The sequence below is a fragment of the Treponema sp. C6A8 genome, assembly GCF_000619925.1.
In the GTDB taxonomy this organism is placed as follows: Bacteria; Spirochaetota; Spirochaetia; order Treponematales; family Treponemataceae; genus Treponema_D.
On record NZ_JHVB01000001.1, the window covers coordinates 331,822 to 354,439 of the forward strand.

At 33.8% G+C, this 22,618-nt stretch carries 22 protein-coding genes; 5 read left to right on the top strand and 17 right to left on the bottom strand.

Annotated features, from left to right (window positions below; translation table 11 throughout):
• Nucleotides 1-11 precede the first annotated feature (11 nt).
• Nucleotides 12-1,079, bottom strand: a complete 1,068-nt coding sequence (locus tag T530_RS0101450; RefSeq protein ID WP_051537721.1) for a glycosyltransferase family 1 protein — start codon at nucleotides 1,077-1,079, stop codon at nucleotides 12-14.
• A gap of 90 nt (nucleotides 1,080-1,169) precedes the next feature.
• Here T530_RS0101450 and T530_RS0101455 point away from each other — a divergent pair, with 90 nt between their 5' ends.
• Complete coding sequence (locus T530_RS0101455; RefSeq protein ID WP_027727475.1) at nucleotides 1,170-1,949, top strand: DUF4469 domain-containing protein; 780 nt, start codon at nucleotides 1,170-1,172, stop codon at nucleotides 1,947-1,949.
• A 114-nt stretch (nucleotides 1,950-2,063) separates the two neighbouring features.
• On the opposite strand, the gene T530_RS0101460 is transcribed toward T530_RS0101455, so the two are convergent.
• Nucleotides 2,064-2,453 carry a GtrA family protein gene (locus tag T530_RS0101460; RefSeq protein WP_027727476.1) on the bottom strand — a complete coding sequence of 130 codons (390 nt, stop codon included), beginning with the start codon at nucleotides 2,451-2,453 and terminating at the stop codon, nucleotides 2,064-2,066.
• Nucleotides 2,434-3,150: a polyprenol monophosphomannose synthase gene (locus tag T530_RS0101465; protein WP_027727477.1), complete on the bottom strand. Its 717-nt coding sequence runs from the start codon at nucleotides 3,148-3,150 to the stop codon at nucleotides 2,434-2,436. Before T530_RS0101465 ends, T530_RS0101460 begins: the two co-directional genes overlap by 20 nt.
• Before the next feature lie 50 nt (nucleotides 3,151-3,200).
• Here T530_RS0101465 and T530_RS0101470 point away from each other — a divergent pair, with 50 nt between their 5' ends.
• Nucleotides 3,201-4,997, top strand: a complete 1,797-nt coding sequence (locus tag T530_RS0101470) for a glycosyltransferase family 39 protein (protein ID WP_156011486.1) — start codon at nucleotides 3,201-3,203, stop codon at nucleotides 4,995-4,997.
• Here the strand turns inward: T530_RS0101470 and T530_RS0101475 are convergent, their stop codons facing one another.
• On the bottom strand, nucleotides 4,998-6,785 hold the full coding sequence (locus T530_RS0101475) for a glucosyltransferase domain-containing protein (protein ID WP_197018224.1): 1,788 nt from the start codon (nucleotides 6,783-6,785) through the stop codon (nucleotides 4,998-5,000). It lies immediately after the preceding gene.
• Nucleotides 6,786-6,820: 35 nt separating this feature from the next.
• On the opposite strand from T530_RS0101475, the gene T530_RS0101480 reads away from it, so the two are divergent.
• Nucleotides 6,821-7,753: a glycosyltransferase family 2 protein gene (locus T530_RS0101480; protein ID WP_027727480.1), complete on the top strand. Its 933-nt coding sequence runs from the start codon at nucleotides 6,821-6,823 to the stop codon at nucleotides 7,751-7,753.
• Here the strand turns inward: T530_RS0101480 and T530_RS0101485 are convergent.
• Together T530_RS0101485 and T530_RS0101490 are read right to left on the bottom strand one after the other, a co-directional pair.
• Nucleotides 7,750-8,154 carry a GtrA family protein gene (locus tag T530_RS0101485; protein WP_027727481.1) on the bottom strand — a complete coding sequence of 135 codons (405 nt, stop codon included), beginning with the start codon at nucleotides 8,152-8,154 and terminating at the stop codon, nucleotides 7,750-7,752. The genes T530_RS0101480 and T530_RS0101485 overlap by 4 nt on opposite strands.
• A gap of 5 nt (nucleotides 8,155-8,159) precedes the next feature.
• Complete coding sequence (locus T530_RS0101490; protein WP_027727482.1) at nucleotides 8,160-10,001, bottom strand: hypothetical protein; 1,842 nt, start codon at nucleotides 9,999-10,001, stop codon at nucleotides 8,160-8,162.
• Nucleotides 10,002-10,049: 48 nt separating this feature from the next.
• Between T530_RS0101490 and rffA the strand changes: the two genes are divergently transcribed.
• Both rffA and T530_RS0101500 read left to right on the top strand, forming a co-directional pair.
• Nucleotides 10,050-11,186, top strand: a complete 1,137-nt coding sequence (gene rffA / locus T530_RS0101495; protein ID WP_027727483.1) for a dTDP-4-amino-4,6-dideoxygalactose transaminase — start codon at nucleotides 10,050-10,052, stop codon at nucleotides 11,184-11,186.
• A gap of 1 nt (nucleotide 11,187) precedes the next feature.
• A complete protein-coding gene (locus tag T530_RS0101500) occupies nucleotides 11,188-12,114 on the top strand; it encodes a glycosyltransferase family 2 protein (protein WP_027727484.1) in 927 nt (308 codons plus the stop codon).
• On the opposite strand, the gene T530_RS0101505 is transcribed toward T530_RS0101500, so the two are convergent.
• The 11 genes from T530_RS0101505 to T530_RS0101555 are packed head-to-tail and all read right to left on the bottom strand — an operon-like array spanning nucleotide 12,111 to nucleotide 22,615.
• Nucleotides 12,111-12,446: an EamA family transporter gene (locus T530_RS0101505; protein WP_027727485.1), complete on the bottom strand. Its 336-nt coding sequence runs from the start codon at nucleotides 12,444-12,446 to the stop codon at nucleotides 12,111-12,113. The two genes, T530_RS0101500 and T530_RS0101505, sit on opposite strands and share 4 nt — an antisense overlap.
• On the bottom strand, nucleotides 12,443-12,811 hold the full coding sequence (locus T530_RS0101510) for an EamA family transporter (RefSeq protein WP_038073253.1): 369 nt from the start codon (nucleotides 12,809-12,811) through the stop codon (nucleotides 12,443-12,445). The genes T530_RS0101505 and T530_RS0101510 overlap by 4 nt, the downstream gene beginning before the upstream one ends.
• Nucleotide 12,812: 1 nt before the next feature.
• Nucleotides 12,813-13,997 carry a nucleotide sugar dehydrogenase gene (locus T530_RS0101515; RefSeq protein WP_027727487.1) on the bottom strand — a complete coding sequence of 395 codons (1,185 nt, stop codon included), beginning with the start codon at nucleotides 13,995-13,997 and terminating at the stop codon, nucleotides 12,813-12,815.
• A gap of 19 nt (nucleotides 13,998-14,016) precedes the next feature.
• The gene (locus T530_RS0101520; protein WP_027727488.1) at nucleotides 14,017-15,180 is read right to left on the bottom strand and encodes a hypothetical protein; all 1,164 of its coding nucleotides are present in this window, start codon (nucleotides 15,178-15,180) and stop codon (nucleotides 14,017-14,019) included.
• Nucleotides 15,177-16,148 carry an ATP-grasp fold amidoligase family protein gene (locus tag T530_RS0101525; RefSeq protein ID WP_051537727.1) on the bottom strand — a complete coding sequence of 324 codons (972 nt, stop codon included), beginning with the start codon at nucleotides 16,146-16,148 and terminating at the stop codon, nucleotides 15,177-15,179. The genes T530_RS0101520 and T530_RS0101525 overlap by 4 nt, the downstream gene beginning before the upstream one ends.
• The gene (locus T530_RS0101530) at nucleotides 16,141-17,307 is read right to left on the bottom strand and encodes a CapA family protein (protein ID WP_027727490.1); all 1,167 of its coding nucleotides are present in this window, start codon (nucleotides 17,305-17,307) and stop codon (nucleotides 16,141-16,143) included. Before T530_RS0101530 ends, T530_RS0101525 begins: the two co-directional genes overlap by 8 nt.
• 4 nt (nucleotides 17,308-17,311) lie before the next feature.
• Complete coding sequence (locus tag T530_RS0101535) at nucleotides 17,312-18,148, bottom strand: hypothetical protein (RefSeq protein WP_051537729.1); 837 nt, start codon at nucleotides 18,146-18,148, stop codon at nucleotides 17,312-17,314.
• 2 nt (nucleotides 18,149-18,150) lie between these two features.
• A complete protein-coding gene (locus tag T530_RS13220; RefSeq protein ID WP_051537731.1) occupies nucleotides 18,151-19,083 on the bottom strand; it encodes a glycosyltransferase family 2 protein in 933 nt (310 codons plus the stop codon).
• A 41-nt stretch (nucleotides 19,084-19,124) separates the two neighbouring features.
• On the bottom strand, nucleotides 19,125-20,027 hold the full coding sequence (locus T530_RS0101545) for a glycosyltransferase (protein ID WP_027727492.1): 903 nt from the start codon (nucleotides 20,025-20,027) through the stop codon (nucleotides 19,125-19,127).
• Between the two features lie 18 nt (nucleotides 20,028-20,045).
• Nucleotides 20,046-21,497 carry a lipopolysaccharide biosynthesis protein gene (locus T530_RS0101550; protein WP_027727493.1) on the bottom strand — a complete coding sequence of 484 codons (1,452 nt, stop codon included), beginning with the start codon at nucleotides 21,495-21,497 and terminating at the stop codon, nucleotides 20,046-20,048.
• A gap of 2 nt (nucleotides 21,498-21,499) precedes the next feature.
• A complete protein-coding gene (locus T530_RS0101555; RefSeq protein WP_027727494.1) occupies nucleotides 21,500-22,615 on the bottom strand; it encodes a glycosyltransferase family 4 protein in 1,116 nt (371 codons plus the stop codon).
• Between the last annotated feature and the right edge of the window lie 3 nt (nucleotides 22,616-22,618).

The window sequence follows — 22,618 nt, forward strand, 5'->3', positions numbered from 1 at the left end:
CAGCTTTCTTATTATACATATTTTTGCAAAACTTCCCATATACGTTTTGCAGTGTTTTCAAGAGTATATTTTTTTAATATTTCATCAGCTGCTTCAACCGGCTCTGAAAGTAAGTCATTTAAGTTTACATCAGCTTTATCAGGATCTATGTAATGAGCGCATTTTCCATAAATTTCTGGAAGACTTGTTTTATTGGAAATGATAATCGGGCAGCCACAGCTTAAAGCTTCAAGAGGTGGAAGGCCGAAGCCTTCAAAATAAGAAGGCATGATAAAGGCCTTTGCTTTTTTTAATAAGGCTTTTACCTGCCCGTCAGAAAGATATCCCGTCATTATTACATTTGGAAGGTGATTTAATTTTTCAAGTTCGGGTGCCACTGCAGTTGGAAGAGGTTTTCCGCTTACGGCAAAAAGTTCATCCGGATAACGTTCTGCATGAGCAGCAATCCATTTGAGGTTTTTTCGGGTAGAAAGGCTTCCTAATGTAAAATAAAAAGGTCTTTCATTGAGGATAGGAAGTCGTTCAAAAACAGAAAGATCTTCTTTTATCTCATTGTAGCCGCTTACTCCGCTGTAAACTACATGAATTTTTTCAGATGGCGTTTTGTAAGTATCGGTAATTGTTTTTTTTGTATATTCACTTACCGTAAAAATTTCTTTTGCGCCCTTTGCTATTACCCTGTACATCCAGGTTGAATAAAAGTGAATTAACTTATCGCGTCTTGATTTTAAATCCTGAGGATAAAGCTTTGCATAAATATCATGAATGAACTCAAAACCCGGGCATAAGCAGGGTGCAGTGTTAGAGTAATTCAGACTATAGCGGTGATTTTTGAGAACGTAGCGCTGAAAATAAATTTGTGTCCACTTTGGCATAAAGTGGGCTTCCTGAGGCAGCTTTACAATTGCAATATTCTTAAGTTCCGGAATATTTTTTGCATTTGCAGGAAGTACAAGTTCAACCTGTCCAGGTTTTACAAGCTTATCAAGAGAGCATGTTACTTCAATTGCAAGACGTTCTATTCCTGTAAGGTTACGGCACCAGCTTTCGCCGTTTATGGCGATGATTTTATTTTTCATTTTGTTATATTAATTATCTTCTAAAAAATAATAAGTTTCAATTATATAAAACTTATAGTCATTAAAATAATAAATTGTTATACTTGAATTATGAATATCCACACACTTTCAAAAGAAAAACTTGATTATAAGAATGGTGCATTGCCTGTTGCTTTGTATCCTGAAAGAATGATAAAAAAGGATTCTGAAAAAAGATGCTATTATGGACGCATATTAAATCGTGGAAAATTTGATATAGAGACAATCGCAGAAGACCTTGTCGTTTTTGGTTCAAAGCGAACAAAAGAACAGATTATAAAAGACTGGAATGAAACTTGTGCTGCAATAATTGACCGCCTTATAAATGGCGCAAGTGTCGAAGCTGAGTATTTTAATTTTTCCCTGCAGGTGAAAGGGCTGTTTGAGTATTCTCAGGACATCTATAAAAAAGGAAGGAACAGCATTGAGCTGCAGGTTCGACCAACAAAAAAATTAAAGGAAATGCTCGATAATTTGACATGTAAAGTTTTTCTTGGAAAAACAATTACAGCTTCAATTAAAAATGTATATGATGGCGTGTCAAAATGTGAAAATAAGTATATAACACGTGGCGGTTTTCTGAAAATTAAAGGAGAGAATATACGTTTGTTCGGAAATGATGAACGTGTAGGACTTTATCTTGTTTCTGAAAGCAACGAAATGGATTTTATAAAGCTTAGCCAGTCTCAGATTATAAATTCGCTTCCGAGTGAGCTTCATTGTATTGTGCCTGATGATCTGAATGAAAATCAGCGTTATAAAATTAAGATTATTACTCAATATATGAGAACTTCAAAAGAAAGAAAAGAACCCTTGGTTTGTGAATCTGATTTTCTTCTTGAAGTAAGATAAGTGTACGGTCGAGGAAAAGGATTATATTAAGCTGGTATAAAGAGTATACAAAACTGATTTTATAAAAATATCAGCTTTGTATAAAATAAATAGCAGCCTGATATAGTGTCAGCTTTATTTTTTCTTGAACACAAAGAAGCTAGAAACTGCAAAGTTAAAGAACATGGCAACTAAAATACCTGCTCCCTGAGGTATTACTTTGTAAGGCCAAGCATAAAGGCGGATTAAAATATTCAAAACAGTCAAATTTATAATCAGGCCAAAGAGTGAAGCAAAAAGAAATTTTGCCCAAAGTTTTACAGACAGAGGCTGAGACACAGTTTCAGCCTTAAAAGTCCAGATATGATTAATAATATAATTCTGCGTACCTGCAATCAAAAAGCAGCCAATACTAACGACTGTATGATGCAATCCAATTTTATCTGCAAAAATGAAGAATAAAACAAGATTTGTAATTGTACCAAGTCCACCGGTAACTGCAAATTTAAAAAGTTTCTTTAACATCTTTCTTAATTTTCCATACAATTTTTAATGCTTCAAAAAAGATACCTTTTTCAATTTTTGATACACCTTTTACTCTATCAGGGAAAATAATTGGAATCTCCTTGATTTTACAACCGCTCTTGTAAGCTCGTGTTTTCATTTCAATTTGGAAGGCATAACCTAAACCTTTTATATTGTCCAAACCGATTTTTTCAAGGGCAGATTTTCGATACATATTATATCCACCGGTAAAATCTTTAACAGGAACACCAAGAACAAGTCTACTATAAAGAGAACCACCCGCGGTAAGAAAGTTTCGGATAAAAGAACGATTCTCGATACCTCCACCTCTTACATTTCTTGAACCAACAACAATATCATATTCTTGAATATTCTTATATAACTCAGGTAAATATTCTGGTTTATGAGAAAAATCAGCATCTATATTGCAAAAAACATCAAAATCTCGTTCCATTCCCCATTTATATCCAAGAATGGCAGCAGTTGCTACACCCTGTTTTCCAGGACGTACAAGAAGATTTATTTTATTTGGATATTGTTCCTGTAATTTGCGAACAGCATCTGCTGTGCCATCAGGAGAACTGTCATCAATAACAAGGAGTTCAGCATTTTCAGGAATATTCATTAAAATAGCAGGAACAATTTCATTAATATTTTCAATCTCATTATAGGTAGCCATAATTACAAGTAATTTCATCTTTAATACCTTTCAAAATCTGTTTGTTAACATTATTATAATACTATAACTTGCTAAAAGAAGGAATATTATATATGTCTATTTGCATTAAAAAAATCAAACCAAAGATTATGTTTTATCTATGGCTTTCACTTATATTTATTTCTTTAATTTTTACAATTCCTTTTATACAAAGTTTAATTGCAGATTTTATCGTTCAAATGACAGGTTCAGCACATGGTTATGAACGCTGGTTCCGACGTGTCCATGAATATGCTTACCGTCCATTGTTTATTTGTACTGTAATACCCGCAATTATTTTTTATTTTAAATCTAAATTCTTTGCAGATGCAAAATTAAATTATAATTCAATACAACAAACTTCAAATTATTCAAAAAAGGCAGTATTTATTCTAATTGCTGTAACAGCACTCATAATACTTTCGCTTTCTACAACATCATCATTTCTTTATCCTTTTAACTTCTGGAATGATTCAAATATTATTTACACAGTCGGAAAAGGCATGGCAAAAGGCATCGTTCCATACAAAGATATTTTTGAGCGTAAAGGAATTCTTTTATTTTTTATCCATGAAATCGGTTACCTTCTTGTACCAAATACTTTTTATGGAATCTTCATATTAGAATTACTTGCAGCTTTTTTCTTTCTCTTGTTGTGTTACAAAACTGCAAAATTATTTACATCAAAATCAGTAATAATCTTAATACCTGTTTTAGCTGCATTTATTTACAGCGCTTATAATACAAAATCTGGAGACAGCGCAGAAGAATTCTGTCTTCCTCTTTTGATGTATCCTCTTTATATTTCATTAAAAAACATTCAGCAGGAAAAACTTTTTTCAAAAGGTGAATTATTTTTTAGCGGAATTTGTGCCGGCTGTATATTCTGGATTAAATATACAATGGTTGGCTTTTTCTTTGGATGGGTAATTATCCCTGTAATTTATTTAATCAAAAACAAACAGTTCAAATTGATTTTTGAGTATGCAGCTTTATTCTTAGCCGGAATTATTCTTACAACTATTCCATGGGCAATTTACTTTTCTGTAAATCACGCCATAAAAGACTGGATTGGAACATACATTTTCTCTCTAATGGAAGGCAGCAACAACTCAAAAACTACTCTTTTTAAAATTTTAATTTCATATATAAGAAATATTCCGTCAATGATTCATTATAATCTTCATTTATTTATTTTTTCCGCTTTTGGTCTTATATATATTATAAAAACAGCAAAAAAAGATCTGGTTATTCATATAATTCTTACATTCATATTTACTTATTTATTCATTTTCTATAAAGGAATGTTCCAGCGTTACTACTGTTTTATTCTTGGAATTTTCTCAGTATTTGCTATTATTCCAATACATAAACTGCTTATATCTTTTTACAATCAGTCTTCACTAAAAAATTTAACAAGTAATATTGCTTTTTCTATTATTTTAGTTTTATCAATTCTATATACAATCACAAACTATATTTACATTGGATTTATGACAACAAAAAAAGAAAATTATCCTCAGTATAGATTTGCAAAAATTATTAATGGGTATGAAAACTCTACTATGATGACTTACAAGTTCATGGATAGAGGTTTTTACACATATGCTGATAAACTTCCAAACTTTAAATATTTCTTTGAAATGGGAAGTGATACACCAGAACAAAAGAAATATGCAGAAGAATGGATAGCAGCCGGAAATGTTGATTTTCTTATTACAGAAGATGCCGCCTACGACTTAGAGCATTACACATTGATAGCCGAAGATTCAATCACATTTGAATATGGCCGTTATTTTGAAGATACTAAGTATTATCTTTATAAATTAAACGGGCTGGAAAAGTAATTATTCTTTAATTTCATATTCCTTCACCTGCGGATTTTTCAGATATACGTAGTAGATGTTATCCTGACCACAGATTTTGTGATAATAAGTATCTTTTATTACAGGAAGTGTTTCTTTTAGTTTTGTAAATTCTGGGTTTCTTGCAATGCGGTCGCTTGAAGCTTCAATCTGGAGATAATCTAAATCCATATTCCAGTCCTGCAGAATATATTTTGCCCAGCCGGATGTTACACTGCCAATAGAAACAAAATTATAATTATCATGCTCCATGTGAGTTTTTGTTGCGTAGCCGATTTCACCGTCAAGCAGAAGTTTATTTTTCTGAGACGAATCAATTATTTCACTCAAATCTTTTAAGAGAATTGTATAGCGGAATTCCTCGTATTTTTTCTGCTTTGAATAAAGATTTCCGGCAACTGTAGCCTGAACCATGAAACCGTATAAAAGACAGATGACACAAATACCGGCAGTTATTTTCAAAGCCTTTTTCTGATTTATAAAAAATACGCAGAAAAGCGCGGTGACGGCAATAAGAATGTCAAAGCCCATGAATGCGCGGTCATAAATAAGGGTATTCCCAATAATCAGGTAAGCACCAAAAGAAAGAAGGTACATAAGAATAAGTGCGGCAAGTGAAAGTCCAAAGGAATAAAATTTTGCAAAATGCTTTCCTTCAAAGGCTTTAGAATTAATTGCGCCTGTAAATGGGAACAAAATAAAGATGATGACAGTGAAAAGTTTTGACCAGATATTTCCATAGCGGAAAGTAACAGTTTTTAAGTAGGCAGAAAGATTTGAAAGCACCAGAGAAAGCATCTGACTCTTTTCAATATGCGTATTGCGTTCATCAATAGTTGCTTCTGTCGGAATCATAATAAATAGCCTAAAAATAACCAGGGCGATTATAAAACACAAAACTGCAATTCCTGCGAACTTAAAAGCTTTTTTTACATCATTTTCAAAGAGAATTGTTTCAAGAGTGCAGATAATTGCAAGAATTATATAAACACTGTTTGCTGCCTGATAAGAAGACATCACAAGAATAAGTCCGATGATGGAAACTGAAATAAATGCCTTATGGTTTTCCTTAAAAAGAAATGGTAAAACTGCAAATAAAACCGCCATTGCCATATAAGGACTGTCAAATTTGAAAGACATATTTTCTATATAATATGGGCAGAGTGCAAAAAGACTTGAAGCAGCAAGTGTAAGGTATGTGATTTTTCCGCCTGTTAAAATATAGCAGAGAATGTAAGCTGTAAGGGCACAGATTGCCAGTGCAATTATCTGAGAAAGAGGTGAAATATCATTAAGATAAAAATTTGTATGCAAAAAAACTGAACAAATCTCAGAAACATATCGGCTTGCGCCAACCCATGATTTATGACCTGAAATAATGCGCTTCATATCATCAAAAAAATCATAGTTAGCTCGTAAAATTGCGGCATAGGCAGTAAGCAGGATAAGAAAAAGAATTATCAGATGCTTTGCAAAATGGTCATTCTTATAAACTGATTTTGTTCTTTCAAAAATGTCTTTGCGAACAGTTTTCCCAACCGGGATATATAAAAAATAATAGAGAGTAACAGCACAGAATGCAAAGAAACTCATAGAGCCCGTTATTACAGCATTCCATTTTGTCATTTCTTGAAGTTCCCGGCCTATGAGTTTCTCCATAAAGGTGATGATAAGCTGCCGGCTGAAAGAGAATGTACAAATCAGGCATCCAGCGAAAAATAGAATAATTATTATCTGAAAAGGAGTTACTTTTTTCTGTGAATTTGTCATATAATAATCATATAATAATTCGTGAGGTTTTGTAAATGAAGCTGCTTTCACTTGTTGTCCCATGTTTTAATGAAGAAGAAACAATTCCTATTTTTTATGAAGAAGTATTAAAAATTGAATCGCAGCTAAAAGATGCCCAGATAGAATTCCGCTTTGTAGATGATGGAAGCAGGGACGGAACATTAAAGGTTCTTCGCGAATTAAGCAAAAAAGACAATCGTGTTCACTATGTAAGTTTCAGCCGCAACTTTGGAAAAGAAGCCGGCCTTCTGGCAGGTCTTGAAAGCGCAAAAGGTGATTATGTTGCCACAATGGATGTAGATTTACAGGATCCCCCAAGTCTTTTGCCGGAAATGTGGAAGGATATAACTAATCCCAAACTTGAACTTGACTGCATTGCAACAAGACGAAAAACCAGAAAAGGTGAACCAGTCATCCGTTCATGGTTTGCAAACCGCTTTTATAATCTTATAAACCGCATGAGTCAGACCAGAATTGAAAATGGAGCACGCGATTTTCGCCTTATGAACCGAAAATTTGTAGATGCTGTAATTCAGGACAGGGAAGTAAACCGCTTTTCTAAAGGAATATTCAGCTGGGTTGGCTTTAATGTTAAGTGGATTGCCTACGATAATATTGAAAGAAGTGCCGGAAAAACAAAATGGAACTTCTGGGGTTTATTTAAATATTCACTTGAAGGCATTTTGTCATATTCTGTTGTGCCTCTTTACCTTTCTTCTGTACTTGGTTTAATTTTCTGTGCTATTGCGGTAGCTGCCCTTATTTTTATTGTAGTCCGCGCAGCTCTTTTTGGTGATCCGGCCCGCGGATGGCCTAGTATGGCATGTATCATAATTTTTATTGGTGGACTTATTATGTTCAATATGGGAGTTCTTGGACTTTATATTTCAAAAATCTACACAGAAAGCAAAAAACGCCAGCATTATATTGTACGTGAAGAAGTTTAGTCTTTAAACACAAAACATTTTGAAAGCAGGTAATTTGAAACTACAATAATAATCTGTGAAATCACTTTTATGATTTTATCGTTGTATTTAAATACAGATACGAATAAAAACATAATCAGCATATCAAGCAGAAGTGAAAAAATACGTGCTAAAAAGAACTTTATAATTTCTGAAATTATATTTCCGCTTCCATTAAATACGTACTTCCGGTTTGTAAAAAAAGCAAAAATTACTGCACAGAACCATGCTATTATGTTTGCTGCTTGCAGCTGTATTGGATTTTCAGCATCCAGCACTGTCATAACCAGCGCATAATAGCAGGCAAGGCAGATAAAAGTTGTAAGAACCCCAAAAAACAGGTAGAGAAATATTTCTTTTAGCTTAGAAACTGTAAAGTTCAATTTTTCTAAAATCCTTCTTTAAAGGCCTGGTGACTTTCAAATTCATAAATGATGTAGTTGTCATCATGGAAAACTTCTTTTCCTGTGTGGAAAATACGCAGGTCAGGAGTGTAATCATACTGTTCTGTTTCTATAATCAGAAACACTTTTTCTCCCGGGTAATCGTTTTCGTAATAACGTTTTGGTGTAAGCCATGTGTCCCATGCATATTTTGATGTTACAACGTTGCGGCCGCCTTTTGTACTTGCTTTAAGAAGGTTTCCTACTTCAATCTGTCCGTTTGTAAGGAAAGTGAAGACTGTGGAGTTTGCAAAAGTTCCATATCCGAAGTGGTAACCGTTATCTTTTAAGAAAGCTGCTGCCGCATATTTATCTGTGTTTCCGTCTGTATTCAATTCATTAGAAATACTTGCATAAGAAGAAGTAATCAAAAGACCTGCCCAGATAGTTCCGAGAGTCCATTTTCTAACATCTGAAAGTTTTGATTTTTCAATGATGATTGCAAGACATGGGAAAATTGTAAGCAGTATAGGGTAGAAGTAACGTGCAATGTAGTCAATGTGAATGTATGTGTAAATATTAAAAAGCATTGCACATACAAAAAATACAAGAGTAACTTGTGAAGCCTTATCAAGACCTTTTTTGAGGGAAAGTACAAGATAAACTGCAAAAAGTGTTAGGGCTGCGTAAACCAGCATGTTGATTGCTCCGCCTGGAGTCAAGGCAGCTATTCCCTGGTTGTAGCCGAACATTTCTACAAGGCCGACAAGAATATCACGGATAGTTGTGTCACCGAAGTGATTAAAGTTCATTGAGTTCCACTGGCTGAAGGTGAAAAAGTGGCGCAAAATCAGGTTGTTGCAGACATAACCAAAGCCGCTTACAAAAAATGCCAGGACACTTGTGAATACAAGCTTGTTATTATTCCAGAATCCCTTGAAATCTGTGATTTTAGGAGCTTTTTCATCCTTGTTTTTTACTTCAATAATCAAAATTGCAAGCATGAAAGGAAATACAAAGTTCATGATATAACGGATGCTTGTAAATCCACTTGTAAATGCCCACAAATAAAAGAAAGCAAGCCAGATTTTGCGGGCACGTTCTGTTTTGATTGTCTGCTGTCGGAAGAAAATCTTAATAAAAGTTCCTGCGTAGATAAGGGCAAATATTCCGTGCGGAACATAATAGTTATGTCCGCAGCCTACATAATATGCTCTCCAGCTGTAAGGGAAGAATGATAGAATTGCAATAAGCAGTTTTAGCCAGGTCTGTTTAATTTCTAGCTGTGTAAGAATGAACCATTCTGCCCAGAAAAGACATAGGCAGGTAAAGAAAGACTGAATTGTTTTTACAGTTGCCATATTGTCTGTAAAAAGCCAGCCAAGAGCACTGAAAAACTGTGTGTTAATCAGGCGGATTTCTGTTGAATAATACCAGCCGCGCGGCCAGAAAGATTTTTCAAGGACACATTCCTTTCCCAAAAGGAGTTCAGAAGCAAGATCAGAGTTTACATGTTTTATGATTGAAACCTGAACTGTGTATAAAATTACAAAGGTGAAAATCGCAAGGAGTGAAGAAATCAGAATGATTTTCTGTTTGTTAGGAAGCTTTACAAAAAGCAGGACCGTTGCAGTAACTGTACAGAAAGCAGGAATCTGTGTAAAAGAAAGAATAGAAGGCAGCCATTTTTCAATTGAAAATTCGCGGTGGAAAACCTTTTGCGAAAGTATCTTATAAATTACGTCTACAAGCTGATTTGAAAATAATACCAGAATACTAGAAAGTGTAAGTGCTGCAATTGCAAGTACAATAATGATGTTTGATGTTTTTTTAGAAAATTCTTTCATGACAAAACTATATCAATAAATTAAGAAAAAATATATACTTAATGAGTTATGATTCACTTTAATGTTCCGCCAGTAACTGGCAATGAAGTTAAATATATTCAGGAAGCAATTGCGGCTCACAAGATTTGCGGTGACGGTGCTTTTACAAAAAAATGCCATGCATGGTTTGAAGAACGCCTTAAGGGCAGCAAAGTTCTTCTTACAACAAGCGGAACTACTGCACTTGAAATGGCAGCTCTGCTTTGCGATATTCAAGCTGGCGATGAAGTTATCATGCCTTCTTTCACCTTCTGTTCAACCGCAGACGCATTTGTTCAGCGCGGAGCAAAAATCGTTTTTGTTGATGTTCGTAAAGATACAATGAATCTTGATGAAACAAAAATTGAACGTGCAATTACACCAAAAACAAAGGCAATCTGTGCCGTTCACTATGCCGGTGTTGCCTGCGAAATGGATACAATTATGGACATTGCCCGCCGTCATAACCTTAAGGTTGTAGAAGATGCGGCACAGGCTGTATGTTCGTTCTATAAAGGTCGTCCTCTTGGTACAATCGGTGATTTTGGCTGTCTTTCTTTCCATGAGACAAAGAACTTTTCTATGGGTGAAGGCGGTGCCATTATCATAAATACAGGAATCGAAGATTTTGAACGAGCTGAAGTTATCCGCGAAAAAGGAACAGACAGAAGCAAATTCCTTCGCGGTCAGGTTGATAAATACACATGGCGTGATTACGGTTCAAGCTATCTTCCAAGCGATATGAATGCCGCCTATCTCTGGGCTCAGCTTGAAATGGCAGAAGAAATCCAGACAGACAGAATGAATATCTGGAATCTTTACAACAAAGAGTTTAAGGCTCTGGAAGATGAAGGAAAATTAAGACTTCCGATTATCCCGGAAGATTGCAAGCATAATGCTCACATGTACTATCTGATTACACGTTCGCTTGAAGAAAGAAGCGCATTGATTTCATATCTTCGTAAAAATGATATTCTGGCTGTTTTCCACTATATTCCTCTTCATTCAGCTCCGGCAGGTTTGAAATTCGGCCGCTTTGACGGTGAAGATGAAATTACAACTCCATATTCTGAACGTCTTGTCCGCCTTCCTCTTTATTATAAGCTTACAAAAGATGATCAGAAAAAAGTTATTAACGCAGTAAAAGAATTCTATAAAGGCCGCTAAAATGAAAGAAATCAGCATCGTTATTCCAGTATACAACAGCCACGAATGTGTTGCAGAAATCAGCCGTCAGATAGCAGACGCGCTAAAAGGAATTGAATATGAGCAGATTATGGTAAATGACTGTTCAAAAGATTCCAGCTGGGATGAAATTAAAAAAGAAGCTGAAAAAAATCCAAATCTTATAGGAATCAATCTTCGTAAAAACGGCGGTCAGGATTCTGCAATTCTTGCAGGTCTGAATTACGCAAAAGGAAATTATGTTGTAATTATGGATGATGATTTGCAGCATTCTCCTTATGATATTTTAAAACTCTACGAAGAAGCAAAAAAAGACTTTGATGTTGTTTATGCCGATTTTGATTCAAAAAAACAGAAGCTATGGAAAAATCTTGGTTCCTGGTTTAACGGAAAAATCAGCGAGATTGCTCTTGATAAGCCAAAAAACATTTATTTAAGTCCTTTTAAAATCATCTGCCGCGGTGTAGTTGAAGAAATGATTAAATTCAATAATCTTTTTCCATATATTGACGGTTTGATTTTTCAGGTTACAAGAAATATTACCCAGATTCCAATTGAACATCATAAGCGCGAGATGGGTAAATCAAACTACAACCTTATTAAATCAATTAAGGTTTTCCTTCGGATGCTCTTTGGTTTTTCAACCATACCGCTGCTTCTGACATTTTATGCCGGTATGATTTCAGCTCTGGCAGGACTTGGTCTTGCTGTTTACTATGTTATTGAATATTTTTCCGGCAGAGCCGATGTTACTGGTTGGACAACACTTGTAATCCTGCTTCTTGTTCTTGGCGGAATGATTTTAGTTTCTCTTGGAATAATAGGAAAGTATCTTGGCCAGATTTATCTTACCCAGAATAACTGCCCTAAGTTTATTGTACGAGAAGTTGTTGGGTATACAGCCGATTAAGAAACATATACCCAGATTCCTGCAATAATAAGCCCGATTGCAAGGCACTGGAGCAGGTTAATCTTATCCTTAAAGAAAATCCTGCTTAAGATGATTGCAAAAATATAGCTTGATGCTTCGATAATTGGAACAAAAGAAACCGGAACAACTTTTAGCGCATATAAGTCGATGAAAACTGCGCAGAAAAATAGTGCGTAGGCTAGAATTACTTTTACGTTCAGATATTCAAAAATTAAACTTTTATGCTCTTCAAGCGCTGATTTTTTTAAGAGTACCTGGCTTACAGCGCCAATAAAGTTTGAAAAAATCAAAAAGAGAACGAATAAAATCATTTTTGTCCTCCTTCTGCAGTTTTTTTATCAGCGATTGAAAGAAGAATGATGCCTGAAAGTATGATTAGGGCTCCCAAAACTTTTTTAAGTGTGATTTCTTCGCCAAAAATAAGGAGGCTGAAAAACATTCCCCAGACAATTGTTACGGCCTTGTTGCAGATTGCAATGGGGAGGCGGAAGCTTTTTAATACCTGCTGCCAGAGGACTGCATATACAAAAAGAAGTGTGATGATTACGCAGTAAATTACGCAATAATTAAAGCTTAAAAAGTCATATTTTGATGCCGCCTTCCCAAGTACCGGGTAGAAGGCATAGAGAAAAAATCCTGCGTGCATCAAAATAAAGGGGAAGAGTTTTGATTTCATTCTAGTCCCGGCTGAACAAATCTCTTGTGTAAACTTTTGACTTGCAGTCTGTAAGATCTTCTGACATGCGGTTTGCAAGAATTACATCACAGCCCTTTTTGAAAGCGGCAAGGTCATGCTCAACCCGGAATTTTTCAAAGTCATCTGCAGTAAGGGTAGGTTCATAGATTATAACTTCTACACCTTCACCGCGAAGCTGTTTCATAATGTCCTGTATTGAAGACTGGCGGAAGTTGTCACTGTTTGCCTTCATTGTAAGTCGGAAGATACCCACAGTTTTTGGATTTTCTGCAAGAATCTGGTGGGCAATGAACTCTTTTCTTGTGCGGTTTGAATCAACAATAGCCTGAATAAGGTTCTGTGGAACTGAATTAAAGTTTGCAAGAAGCTGTTTTGTGTCTTTTGGAAGACAGTAGCCGCCATAACCAAAAGAAGGATTGTTATAGAAATCACCGATACGAGGATCAAGGCTGATGCCCTGAATAATCTGCTTTGTGTTAAGTCCGCGAACTTCGGCATAAGTATCCAGTTCATTAAAATAAGCAACGCGAAGTGCAAGATAGGTATTTGCAAAAAGTTTGATAGCTTCGGCTTCTGTACAGTTTGGTGTAAGGATTTCTACATCCTTTTTGATTGCGCCTTCCTGAAGCAAGCTGGCAAACTCTTCTGCCTTCTTAACAAGTTCCGGCCGGTCTTTTGGATAACTTACAACAATTCTACTTGGGTAGAGGTTATCATAAAGAGCATGCCCCTCTCGCAAAAATTCCGGGCTAAATAAAATATTTTTGATTTTATAGTTCTTTACAATGCCTTCTGTATAGCCTACAGGAATTGTTGATTTAATTACGACTGTAGTATCCGGGCAGTTTTTTTCTACAAGGCTCAAAACTGCTTCTATTGAAGATGTATCGAAAAAGTTCTTTTCTGAATCGTAATTTGTTGGAGTTGCAATTACTACAAAATCTGGATTTTTATAGGCAAAAGCTGCATCGCAGGTTGCTTTAAGATGGAGCGGTTTTTCTGCAAGATATTCTGATATTTCTTTGTCTACGATAGGAGACTTTTTATTGTTGATTAAATCAACCTTGTTCTGCATTATGTCGCACGCAATTACATCATTGTGCTGTGCCAAAAGAATTGAAATTGAAAGGCCTACATAGCCTGTTCCGACAACTGTAATATTCATAATTACAGTTTATCAGTTCTCAGGCGTTTGAACAATGAGCAAGAAATTGCTGGCAGATTTTATTCCAGTCTCGGTCTGCAAGGTCAAAGATGTAATCTTTTTTGCCCTCTTTTACAGCTTCTTTTACGGCAGAAATAAAATCATCATAAGAGTAGGTTACAACAGCTCCTGCTTCTGCCAGTTTTGGTGTATCGCAATAGGCAACAATAGGCTTGTGGGCTGCCATTGCCTGATAGTATTTTGCAGTAATACCAAGCGGACGGTTTTTGTAAAAGTCCGTAACATAAGGAACCATAACTACGCTGCAGTTTGTAATCCATGCTGGAACCTGGGACGGAGAAATACCGGGAACATAAAAGAGGTTAGGCGTCTCTTCTGCACGTTTCTGGATTTCTGCGCTGGGAAAGTTTGGAAGAACTACAATGTAATTAAAGTCCGGGCTTTCTGCAGCTGCCTTAAATAAAAGTTCCCATTCAACTTCCCATGCACCAACGTAAAGAATTGTATTTTGCTTTTTTAGAAGCTCCGGACAGTCGTAAGTCTTTGTGTAAGAGTCAATATCAACACCGTTTGAAAGCAGAACATATTTAGCCTTGCTATCAAAATCAGGTATTTTTCGGCGATAAAGTTCCAGACCGTCATTATTTACAAGAATGTTGAGGTTGGCGCCGAGCACCATACGAGTTTCATTTTCAACATAGCGGGAAAGCGCCCCGTCAAACATCATAGGGTCGCTGGGACGGTAAATCATTTTTGCCCCAGGAAAAAGTTTTCGCAATGCATCAAGATAGAGCATCCCGTCACAGGATTCAAAAACAAAAACTTCCGTGCCGGTAAACCATTTTTTTGCGAAACGTTTAAAAGAAAGGAAGGAAGCCCGCTCCAGTGCGTTCATCATCTTATTGGTAAGGATTTTGTTAGCGGCATTCGGGAGTTTGAAAGTCGGGAAGGTAACGTTTGTAAGCTTCTGTCCCGCAATTTCGTATTCAATCCCCTTAGAAAGTTCTTTTATCGACTTGTAATTATAAAGCTCCTGCTTCATAAAATAGCTGTAATAAGGCCGCGGAAAGCTGAAAAAAACAACTTCGTGTCCTGCTTTACATGCAGCCTCTGCAAATTTATGAAAGCCCCCGAGTCGATTTGATTTCCAGTTATGCCCTGTGATGAATGTGTATTTACTCATAGTTTCAACATTTCTCCCCATTCAGAATCAGTCTGAGGGTTTTCAAAGTTGAAAATACCGCTGTCAGGGGTGAAGGTAAGTTCACCAAAATAGATATCGCCGTTCAAAATATAAAAATCAACCCTTACATAAGAAAATGGAGCTGACATTTCTTTTGCAAGTTGCAGCATTTCGTCAAGTTTTTCCGGTCGAGGGTATTCATCTTTATAAACTGCATGATTATTATAGGTGATGTCAGTTTTATTCCAGTCTGGTGTATAAAAACTTAAAAAATAGTGATGGCTGTTTGGAATGCGGTCTCCAATAAGCTGACAGAATTTGGGCTGACCGTTAAAACAATGGAATTTATAATCATGAAGATTACCATCCATTTCCTGAATGAATTCCTCTGCAATAATTTTTCGTTCTATGTAAGTATAATGATTTTCGAACATTCCGTTCATTGTTGCATAATCAAGCTTTAACCAGTCATTAAGCTTTTTGATTGTTTTTTTGATATTCAGCTTGCTCTTATCTTTTACTAGGATATTCATAGCAGATCCATGATTGCATTTTAAGGCAAACTGATCTGGCAGGGCGTCAAAATCAATATCATTTGCGTCTGTCCAGACACCAAGCTGTTTTACAGTTTTTATTCTTCCTGAATATTTTTCTTGTATTATTTTTGCAGCAGCGTATTTATCAGAGAGCAGGGCTTTTTCTTTTGTTGAATCATTGAATTTAAGCCACTGAAGCTTTTCTGAAAAAGTTTTCGGATTTGTAAGATTCAAATCTTTTCCTGTGGAGTTTTTATAAAAATCACACAATTCTTTTTCTGCTTTTTCTTTTGAAAGAGAATCATAGTAATGCTGTTTATTAAGCATGAATTTTACAGGTATGTCAATTTTGAATCCGACTTTCTGTAAAGTAAAAAAGAAAGTATAGCCCAGACCAAAGCATTTTATATTTTTAACTATTCTGTTAATCATTTTTATCTCCAAGATTGTTGATTTTGATATTCTGTAAATAAAGATAGCGTTCTACCGCATAACGATGACTTTCAATCTGAATGTTATGCAGAAGTAGAGTTTCGTTTAAATCCTTTTGAAATCTGCTTCTAAAAAGATATTTTTTTGCAAAATATTTAATCAGGTTTTTTATAAAGTGATTTCGCGCATTTATGAAATTTGGAACAGCATCATAAAGTTCTTTGTAAGTAGAATTCCATAATTTTGTTACCATTTCTATAACTTTATCATTGTATTCCTCTGGATTTTTTAGAATCTCAGAGCGCTTTTCAAAAGTAGTCTTTACAGAAGCATCATTGCATAAATCAACTTTTTTGCCATCGTAATAAATAAAGTTTTCTGATGTGATTCCTGATTCTGTATCAAGGCTGACAAGAAGCCCTCTGTTCCATTCCTTATCATCAAGCTTGTTTTTATTATAGAAAGAGAAATTTCCAAGACTGTAATAAATCGACTTTCCTTTATAGACTTCTTTTCCCTGAATAATGTGAGGGTGGCTTCCAATTACAATATCTGCGCCTAAATCAATAAAGCTCTGATAGCGTTCACGCCATTCTGGAAGTGGAAGCTCTTGAAATTCAACACCGGCATGAGGAAGGACGACTACATAATAACCGTCATTTTTGCATTTTATGATTTGTCTGTCTATTTCCCTGCTGTTTATCCAGGCGTATCCGGCTTTTAGAGGAAGATTTTTATCTTTATAAACTCCAAATTCCGCATGACAGCAGTTGATGAACGCGATTTTTTGATTATTTTCTTCAATAATAAGCGGAGCATAGCAGTTCTCAAATGAAGTTCCTGCACCCAGATATTTGATATTCTCATCATTGATTTTTTTCAGACTTTCAATACAGCTTTCAGTTCCAAAATCAACAATATGATTATTTGCGAGCGTAAAACAGTTAAAGCCGCTTTCTTTCAACAGGGAAATTGCTTCGTCGCAGTTATAAACATTCGGACCGACTTTTTTTATTGGCGAAGGTGTCCTGCCTTTTATGGTGCCTTCAAAATTTATAATATTAAAATCATTAGTTTTGATAAAATCAGAAAGTGAAGGTGAAATTGAGAAATTATTTGTGGACTGAATTACTGCGTCACCGCAAAATAAAAGTTTCATATTTTTATTTTAAATAATCGGCTAAATTAATTCTAGTTGCTTTTTCCAAAGCCTGTAAGGCAAGGTCATTTCTGTTTCCTTCCTGATAATTTATATGAAAAAGTCCTGAATCCTGAGTGTTTCTAACGCTTAAATCTTTTTCATATTTTGATGGAACAAAAACTACCTTTCTGTCATTTTTTACTTCAAGATATTTAAGATAAATATCATCTGTGTTCAGGCAGGTTTCTTTAATTAAATCTGCATTAAAATCATCTTTTGTAAAAGCTTCCGGAGGATACAAAACTCCACCGCATCCTATTGCCAGCAGAGAGTGACTTGGTGTAAGAAGAGATTTATATTTGTATTCAAATTTGGCATATTCATTCAGGTTTCCATTTTCAGAAGTCAGCTTTGTAACTCTTCTTGCCTGTACGCTGTCTGGATATTTTTTATATGAATTGTATAAGTCTTTGAGAAAATCCTTGTGATACATTATATCGTCATCAACTGTAACAATAATATGTTCAGGATATTCCTGCATGGCAAAAAAATATTTTTTATGAGGTTTTATATCTTCATAACCGGTGCGGATTTCAAAATTATATTTTGTAAGATCTTTAAGTCGTTGAGGAATGTCAGAATCCTTTGTATCTGTGCCTAAATATAGAATTATTTTTTCTGCCTGTAAGGATTGTTTTAAAAGTGAACGGATAACAAAATGCAGGTTTGAAAGTCGTGCAGGGTAGGAAGTTAGTGATATTATTATCCCTTCGCTTGGTTTTTGAGGTTTTAGAAAATATAAAGGTAGTTCAGTAAAAATACGTCTTAATAATCTGGGAAAAATATTTAATATATTCATATTTATCTCCAAATTTTTTTTATATATTTTTTTGAATGCGGATAAATTTTAGGATTTATCATTGATAAAAATGTAAATAAACGTATTAAAAAGAGTCTAACAGGTGCATTATAGTTTTTCTTTACTAAAATGATTGTCGAAACCATTTGATTTAACTTAGAGAAACTTGTGTAAAATTGTAAAGGATCTTTTAGTTTATAAAGTGGGGAATCTGAAGATGCTCCTTCAAGATGTATGATTTGGGGAGTATCCAGTACATAACGTATTTTTCCAGCTCTTTGCATTTGTAATTGTAAATCTGCCTCTTCACAATACATAAAAAATCTTTCATCAAATCGCGCAAAAGAATCATTCTTTACAAAAAGTGCAGAACCTGCGATAAAATCTGTTTTTCCCCGATATGGAACTTTTTTTTCAGAATTAATATTTGTAAATGTTTTGTATTGATATTTTTTCTTTGTTTTTAATAGAGAATTTTTTGTTATTCTAAGAAAATCAATAAAGGCAATTTTTAATTTATGATTAACACTTGTAAAATTTGCGCCATAACCAAGATAGTTCATTTTAGGAGAAAATAAAGCACCACCTAAAGCACCTATATTATCTTTTTCACCATTTTCTTCAAAATAATCAAATAGAATTTTGATTGCATTATTTATAAGAATTGTATCGCTATTTAAATAGAAAACGTATTTTCCTTTTGCTAAGTCAAGTCCACGATTATTTGCAGTTCCAAAGCCAAGATTAGCATTATTTTCAATAAGTACTACTTGTGGAAAATTTGATCTTAGCATTTCTATTGAACCATCAACAGAACCGTTATCACTGACAATAATTTCAAAATTAAGATCTGTCGTCTTTTCATATATTGATTTTAAACAATCTGATAAAACATCTTTAGTATTATAATTTACAATAATAATAGAAACATCCATATAAAACCTTAAACTAATATCTTATCATTAAATAATTTTAGCTACCATACTTTTTTAGAATCTTTATAGGCCTTAAAAAAGATAGCAAAATGAGAAAAAGGGTGAATTGTATTTAAACAAAAATCTACAAAACGCATATGAATGATTTTTCTATATTTGTTTTTGTATTGAGGAAATCTTTTTTTTTCAATAAACAAATTTCTGAAAACATAATACATTCTTGTATTGTTATACCATGGATAATTTTTCTTAAATAAAGCAAAAACTCTTTTTCCAAAAAATTGATTAAGAGTAACTGTATTAAATTTTACAATTTTATATCCATTTTTAATAAGATTATGACACATATCATAGTCAACTTGTTCAATAAAAAGTTGTTCATCAAATTTTCCAACTTTTTCCCATACCGGTAGATTTATAATATTTGCGCTTGCAATAACTTCTGTAGGAAATGTGATTTCAGGAAGTGATTCTAAACTTATATGAAGCAATTTTCTTTTTAATGGACCTAAGATATGTTTTCGAAGAAGATGGGTCCAATATTTAGATTCATTTAAATCGATTATTCTAGGAGCAAATGATGCTGCATCATTTGTCGTATTAATGTATTTGTTAACCAATTGAATATAAGTTTGAATTTGCATGTCTTCAAAAAATGAATCTTGGTCCATGGTCATCGCCCATTGATATCCATCTTTAAGGGCTGCTTCACATCCAAGATTTTGAGCGCCAGCAATTCCACCTTTGTTTGAATTTAAAAGATAAACCGAATTTGAAAGATTTGAAAATAATAAAGAATTATCAGCAGGACTGTTATCAACAATATATAGCTTATCACAATATTCTTTATAACTGGTAATGTTTTGTAAAATTTTTTTAATTCCAAAATCAATTGGATTATATATGACTATAATGACAGCAATATTAATAGATATATTTTCCATATAGTTTTACCCTTTTTATTATAATTTTCTTTTTTTTGTAATATTAGAATATAAATATATGAATGACTTGTTTTTTAAAACTATAGAAATAAATAAATAAATAATCACTCCCAAAATAATATCTGATAATAACTGAAAGAGATTTGATAATGTTGTAAATCTGTTAAAAAGTTGAATTAATACTCCCATTATAAAAGCTACTATAAGAGAAGGAAGTAAGTCTTCAAGTTGTTCTTTATATGTATAATTTAAAAGTTTTTTATTTGGATAAGCATTTATAAATGAAAATAAAATATTACAAGCTGCCTGACTTGCAGCTAGTGCAAAAATACCGAATGGTGTAGCTGCAATTATAGACAGAATAGTAATAGATCTTTTTACAATTTCCAACTTCATGTATATATCACTTCTGCCAACTGCATTAATAGCAGTAAGGTTTGCTGATTGAATTGGAATAAAACCAAAGCCAATACATGCAATCTGCATAAAAATAATGCTGTCCTGCCATTTTTCGCTTAGTAAGGTTAAAACTAAAGGTTTTGCGATAGCTGCCATTCCAAATATACAAGGCAATAAAATAAATGCAGAAAGTGAAATAGATTTTCGCATTGTATTTTTTACGTATTCCTTATCATCATTTTTGTTTGATAAGGTAGGGAATAGAACGCTTTGAATTGAACCATCAAGCGTATTAGTAATAATTTGCGGAAAGTTCTGTCCTCTGTTGTAAATTCCTAATTGTGATGTACTGTAATTTTTCCCGATAATAAGACTTTGTAAATTGTTACAGAATGTTCCAATCAGATTTGATGCCAGAAGTTTCCAACTGAATAAAAAAAGTTTTTTTAATTTTGAAATAGAAAATAAAAGCTTTGGTTTCCATTCTACAATAAAACATAAAATTAGAAAAATCAGAAAACTATAACTGAGATTTTGTCCTACAAGAGCCCAAATTCCAAAATTATTGTATGCCATAATTATACCAATTAAGCCTGAAAGTGATATGGCAAAAATACTTCCAATAAAGTTTTTTTTGAAGTTCAATTTTTTTGATAAATAGGCATTTTGGATACAAACAATAGAATTAAATAGAAGAGAAATACTTAAAATTCTTATTACTTTTATAAGAATTGGAGTTTTATAAAAATGGGCAATTGGTATAGCTGCAAAAAATAAAATGATATAGAAGAGAATCGATGCAAAAATAGAAAAATAAAATACTGTTGAAAATTCTAAGTCTCCAGACTCCTTGTCCTGTATTAAAGCGGTTCCGAATCCGCTCTGAACAAAAGCATTTGCTAAATTAATGAAAACAGTAATAAGAGCAAGTACTCCGTAATCTGATGGAGTAAGCATGCGTGCAAGAATTATGGAAACAACAAATTGAATAATCTGGGCTCCGCCTTTTTCCATTGTTTTCCATATAAAAGAGGTTATTACTTTACGTTTTGTTAATTGGATTTCTGCCATAATTAATAAATAGTTGTTTCTACAAGTTCTTTAATTTTTGAATTTGCGTTTTCCTGTGTAAATTGTTGAATGAAATTATTTCCATCTTTAGCTAATTTTATACGTAAATCATTGTTTTGTATTAGTCTAAGAATATTATCAGCAAGTGCTTTTACATCATAAACAGGAGATAATAAAGCATATTTTTCATTGACGGCATAATCGGAAAAAACCCCTATCTCTGTGCATGCTAGTGCTGCGCCACATTGCATTGCTTCTGCTGGTGGTAAAGCCCAGCCTTCTCTTTCAGATGCAGCAACAAAAATAGCTGCATCATTATATATCTTGTTATGAGTTTCCTGGTCTGGTGTTTTATAATAAGAATACCATTCAGGTAAATCTTTAGGTTTATCAGGTGTACCAAATATGCTTACATGTAAATCCGGGATTTGCTTTTTTACAATATCAAGAGCCGCCATAGAGTCGCAACAACGTTTTCTTTCATCAGTGTGGTAAAGCATAGCAATTTCAGTAGGTTTTCGTTCTGAAATTGGTGTTGTCAATTTAAAATAATCAAAATTTAAGCCATTCGGAATTATTGTTGCTGTACTTCCTGCCTTTTCTACCTCTTTTTGAAGCCATTTTGAGATAACAATTTTTGTTAGAGGTAATTTATAAGAATTATAAACAAAATCATCACTCTTTCCATTCCAGTTTTCAAAATCCTGGATTAAGTAGAATTTATTTTTATCTGGTGTTTTTTTTATGTTAAATGCGTCATAAGCCGTTTGAACTGCGGTTGCAAAAATTATTGAATCTGGTGAAAATAATTTATTAATAAATTTTGGACTCAAAGAAAAAACAATATGATTTGTTATTTGATTTTTAAATTGATACCAATATGAGAAATCCAGTTGATTCCGGAAGTTTCTGTAATAAAAACCAATAAAAGTTTTTAATCTAAAAAGAAATGAATAAGTTTTATTAGATAAAAAATCACTTTTTGCATAAGGGTATACTAAATGAACTTTGTATCCCAAATTTGCAAAGAAATCTGCATATTGGTAGGCGATTTTATAACCTCCTGCGGGTGTTTTGGGAAGACTTGGAAGTAAAAAAAACAGATTTCTATTCATCATTTC